This is a genomic window from Caulobacter sp. P1_B12_2, assembly GCF_056406675.1.
Map to the genome: position 1 here is coordinate 1 of NZ_JBFTZS010000382.1, position 4,519 is coordinate 4,519.

The following is a 4,519-nucleotide window of genomic DNA, read 5'->3' on the forward strand; positions in this document are numbered from 1 at the left end:
CCGACCAGCCTGACCGACGGCGAGCAGGCCCTGCTGATCGCCCTGCCGCAGTCGCCCGAGGCCCGTCGTCCGGATCGCCGTCCCGAGGCCGCCCGCGCCGCCCGCCGCGCCGTGCTCGACAAGATGGTCCGCGCCCATGTCCTGACCGAAGCGGCCGCCAGCGAGGCCGAGGCCGAGCCTCTGCCCAAGCGCGGCGCCTTCCCGACCCTGGCCTGGCACGCGGCCGGCGAACTGGCCCTGACGGCGCCGGCCAGCCAGCCCAGCGTGGTCTCGACGATCGACGCCGACCTGCAGACCCGGCTGGAGCCGATGGCCGCCGCGGTCGCCGCCTCGCAGGGACCGGACGTGACCGCCGCCATCCTGGTGGTCGAGATCAAGGGCCGCGCCGTGCGCGCCCTGGTCGGTTCGGCTGGGCGCGAGCGGCCGGGCGGCTGGATCGACCTGACCCGCGCCATCCGCTCGCCCGGCTCGGCCTTGAAGCCGTTCATCTACGCCTTCGCCTTCGACGACGGCGCCCTGGCGCCCGACACCCAGATCGATGACGCCGCCACCCGCTTCGCCGACTACCAGCCGGAAAACTTCGACCACGTGTTTCACGACAAGGTCACGGCCCGCGAGGCCCTGGCCTATTCGCTGAACGTGCCGGCCGTCGCCACCCTGGAGAAGATCGGCCCCGACGCCTTCGCCGCCCGGCTGGAGAGCGCCGGCGTGCGGCTGGTGCGGCCCAAGACCGCGATCAAGGCCTCGGGCCTGGCCCTGGCCCTGGGCGGGGCGGGGATCACGCCGCGCGACATGGCCGTGCTCTATGCCGCGCTGGGCGACGGCGGGGTGGCCAAGCCCCTGGCCTTCACCGAGGCGGAGGCCAAGCAGCGCGAGCATCAGGGGGGGACCCGCATCGTCCGGTCCGAGGCCGCCGCCCAGGTGCTGGACATCCTGCGCGAGGCTCCGGCCCCACGCGGCCGCGCCCCGTCGGCCCTGACCAAGGGCGGACCGGCCATGGCCTTCAAGACCGGCACCTCTTACGGCTTCCGTGACGCCGTGGCGGCGGGGGTGGTCGGCGGCTATGCGATCATCGTCTGGACGGGCCGAGCCGACGGCGGCGCGCGCGGCGGCCTGACCGGACGCGACGCGGCGCTGCCCCTGCTGTTCGACGTCGCCGACGTGGTGGGCGCCCCGGCCATAGCGCCGCGTCCGATCGCGCCCAAGGCCGCGCCGGGCGCCCTGCAGCACCTGCGGCAGGCCTCCGAGGGACCCCGCCTGATCTTTCCGCCCGACGGCGCCACCGTGCAGGTCGACAGCGTCGGGCCCGCGTCGCGCGGCCTGGTCATGGCGGCCGGCGGCGAGGATCTGGCCTGGTACGTGGCCGGCGCGCGGCTGTCGGCCGATCCGGTCAGCGGCAAGGTGATCTGGCGACCGTCCGCGCCCGGGTTCTATCGGCTGAAGGTGGTGGACGGCGAAGGTCGCGCGGCCTCGGCGCGGGTGCGGATCAAGGCGCCGGCCGGCTGAAAGTTGCCATTTGGCATCTAAAATCCTATATTCGGCCAGGAGGTATCCCGCATGTCCCTGGTCACCCTGGTCGACACCGAACCCAAGGCCTTCGCGCCCGAGCCGATCTCGGACGCCGAGGCCGCCGCCATGTTCCGCGCCACGGTCAACCTGCTGAAGCTGTGGGGCGTGACCGACGAGGAAGCCGCCACCCTGCTGGACCAGCCGGTGCGCAGCTATCGTCGCTGGAAGGCCGGCGAGACCGGCCGGATCAATCGCGACGGCAAGGCGCGGCTGTCCAACCTGATGGGCGTCCACAAGGCGCTGCGGCTGATCTTCCAGGAACCGCAGCGCGGCTATGCGTGGATCAAGGCGCCCAACACGGCGTTCGGCGGGCGCTCGGCCCTGGACGTGATGATGGGCGGCGAGCTGACCGATCTGATGCGGGTGCGGCGCTATCTGGACGCCGAGCGCGGGGCCTGGTGATCGACCTCGCCGCCATCCCGCGCGCGCCGGTGGCCTGGCGCGGGGCGGTCCGGATCATCCGTAGCGCCTGGCCGCCGATCGACCTGTTCGAGGACATCGCCGACCCGGCCGACTGGCCGCTGCTGATCGCCGCCGAGCAGAAGACCAATCCGCGGCTGATGGAGACCCTCGGCAACCTGGATCTCGTGCCTCAGGACCGCTGGGTGGCGGGGGCGGGCGCCAGCTACCTGATGGCGCCGTTCACCCATGTCAGCCCCGACCGCCCCAGTCGGTTCAGCGCCGGGGCGTTCGGAGTGCTCTACGTCGCCGACCGTTTCGAGGTCGCCCTGTCGGAGACGATCCACCACCACGCCCTGTTCATGGCCGCCACGGCCCAGGCGTCGGGCTGGACCTCGCAGTTCCGCGAGATCGTGGTGGATGTGAGGGGCGCGCTGCACGACCTGCGCGGCGACGATCCGGCCCTGGAGCCGGCGCTCGACCCCGACGACTACATGTCGAGCCAAGCTCTGGGCGCCCAGCTGCGCGTCGCCGGCTCGGAGGGCGTGGTCTACCCCAGCCAGCGCCATCCGGGCGGCCAGTGCGTGGGCCTGTTCTACCCCGACCTGGCCTCGAACGCCGTCCAGGGGCGGCACCTGGACTATCACTGGGACGGCGCCCGGGTGGACCTGATCCGCGAGCCGGCGACGGGGCGGGTGTTTCGGGTGGAGGGCCGGTGACTGGACCCTTCTCCCCTTGCGGGAGAAGGTGGCGGCGCAGCCGCCGGATGAGGGGTCTCTCAAACGCAAACGCCGCGACCGGCCTAGAGGCTGTCGCGGCGTTTCTGTTCTTCAACCCCTCACCCGTCCCCGCGTTGCGGGGCCACCCTCTCCCGCAAGGGGAGAGGGAAGGGGGTCAGCAAGGCCCGCTGGCGACCCGCTCGTAGTCGTCCAGGCTGGAAATCCCGACGTTCAGGTCGTTCACCAGGCCGTTGGCCAGCGAATAGACCCAGCCGTGCACCGACAGCGGTTGGCCGCGCGCCCAGGCGTCCTGGACGAAGACGTCGGAGGCCACGTTGCGGACCTGGCGGATGACGTTCAACTCGCACAAGCGGTTGAGCTTGTCCTTCTCGGTGGGCAGGGCGTCCAGCTCGTGCCTGTGCTCGGCATGGACCTCGCGGATCGGGTGCAGCCAGTGGTCGACCAGGCCGCGCCGCTTGCCGTCGATGGCCGCCGCCACGCCGCCGCAGCCGTAGTGGCCCACGACCATCACGTGCTTGACCTTGATCACGTCGATCGCGAACTGCAGTACGCTGAGATAGTTGGCGTCCTGCGGCGGGGCCAGGTTGGCGACGTTGCGGTGGACGAACAGCTCGCCGGGGTCCAGGCCGACGATCTCGTTGGCCGGCACCCGGCTGTCGCTGCAGCCGATCCACAGATACTCCGGGCTCTGCTGGCCCTCCAGGCGCTTGAAGAACTGGGGGTCGGCCTCGGTCTTGCGCAGCGACCAGGCCAGATTGTTGCTCTTCAGGTCTTCAAGCATGGATGGCGTCCGGCTGTTGGTTGGGATGGGCGGCGACGAAGGCCGGGTGTTCGGCGCACCGCGCGGCGACCGCGCGGATAGCCGGGAACGGGGTCAGGTCGGTCTTGAAACGCTCGGCGTTATAGACCTGTGGGACCAGGCAGCAATCGGCCAGGCCAGGCGCGTCGCCGAACGCGTAGCCGCGACCGTGCTGAACGATCATCGCCTCCAGGGCCGTGAAGCCGTCGGCGATCCAGCGGCCGATCCAAGCCTCGCGGGCCGGCTCGTCGACGCCCAGGCCGGTCAAGGCCCGCAGGATGCGCAGATTGTTCACGGGGTGGATGTCGCTGGCGACGATCTGGGCCATCGAGCGCACCAGGGCGCGGTCGAAGGCGTCGGCGGGCAGCAGGGCCGGATCGGGAACCGTCTCGTCCAGCCAGTCCAGGATCGCCAGGCTCTGAGTCAGCGTCCTGCCGTCCACTTCCAGCGCGGGCAGGAGGCGTTGGGGGTTCAGGGCGGCGAAGGCCGGCTCCAGGTGCTGGCTCGAGACCAGGTTCACTGGGGCGGTGTCGTAGGCCAGGCCCTTGAGGTTCAGGCCGATCCGCACCCGGTAGGCCGCGCTGGATCGCCAGGCGCTATGGAGGGTGAGTTGCATGGCGCCTCAGACCACGGTGAAGGTCAGCGTGCCGACGCCCTCGATCGCGCCCTCGACCCGCTCGCCACGGCCGATGGGGCCTACGCCCTCGGGGGTGCCGGTGAAGATCAGGTCGCCGGCCGCCAGGGTCCACAGCTTGGAGGCCTCGGCGATGATCTCAGGGATCGTCCAGATCATGTCGGCGATCTGGCCCGCCTGGCGCGGCTGGCCGTTAACCGCCAGGGTRATCGCGCCGTCGGGCTTGGCGCGATCGGCGGGGACGATGGCGGAGATCGGGGCGCTGGCGTCGAAGCCCTTGGCGGCGTCCCACGGATGGCTCTTGGTCTTGGCGGCGGCCTGCAGGTCGCGACGGGTCAGGTCGACCCCGACCGCGTAGCCGAACACGTGGCTCATCGC

The 4,519-nt window shown here is 71.5% G+C and carries 6 protein-coding genes; 3 read left to right on the top strand and 3 right to left on the bottom strand.

Annotated features, from left to right (window positions below; all coding sequences use genetic code 11):
- The 3 genes from AC1DZ6_RS19615 to AC1DZ6_RS19625 all read left to right on the top strand — a co-directional run.
- The coding region (locus tag AC1DZ6_RS19615) for a penicillin-binding transpeptidase domain-containing protein (RefSeq protein ID WP_477098817.1) at positions 1-1,506 on the top strand (1,506 nt) is incomplete at its 5' end.
- A gap of 51 nt (positions 1,507-1,557) precedes the next feature.
- Positions 1,558-1,971 (top strand): MbcA/ParS/Xre antitoxin family protein, encoded by a 414-nt coding sequence (locus AC1DZ6_RS19620; RefSeq protein WP_477098818.1) that lies wholly within the window; start codon positions 1,558-1,560, stop codon positions 1,969-1,971.
- The gene (locus tag AC1DZ6_RS19625) at positions 1,968-2,687 is read left to right on the top strand and encodes an RES family NAD+ phosphorylase (RefSeq protein WP_477098819.1); all 720 of its coding nucleotides are present in this window, start codon (positions 1,968-1,970) and stop codon (positions 2,685-2,687) included. Before AC1DZ6_RS19620 ends, AC1DZ6_RS19625 begins: the two co-directional genes overlap by 4 nt.
- 175 nt (positions 2,688-2,862) lie before the next feature.
- Here the strand turns inward: AC1DZ6_RS19625 and AC1DZ6_RS19630 are convergent, their stop codons facing one another.
- From AC1DZ6_RS19630 to AC1DZ6_RS19640, 3 genes are all read right to left on the bottom strand, one after another.
- Positions 2,863-3,489, bottom strand: coding sequence for a carbonic anhydrase (locus AC1DZ6_RS19630; protein WP_477098820.1), 627 nt, complete (start codon positions 3,487-3,489; stop codon positions 2,863-2,865).
- The gene (gene maiA / locus AC1DZ6_RS19635; RefSeq protein ID WP_477098821.1) at positions 3,482-4,123 is read right to left on the bottom strand and encodes a maleylacetoacetate isomerase; all 642 of its coding nucleotides are present in this window, start codon (positions 4,121-4,123) and stop codon (positions 3,482-3,484) included. Before maiA ends, AC1DZ6_RS19630 begins: the two co-directional genes overlap by 8 nt.
- Before the next feature lie 6 nt (positions 4,124-4,129).
- Positions 4,130-4,519, bottom strand: a 390-nt coding sequence (locus AC1DZ6_RS19640) for a fumarylacetoacetate hydrolase family protein (RefSeq protein WP_477098822.1), incomplete at its 5' end; no start/stop codon positions are given.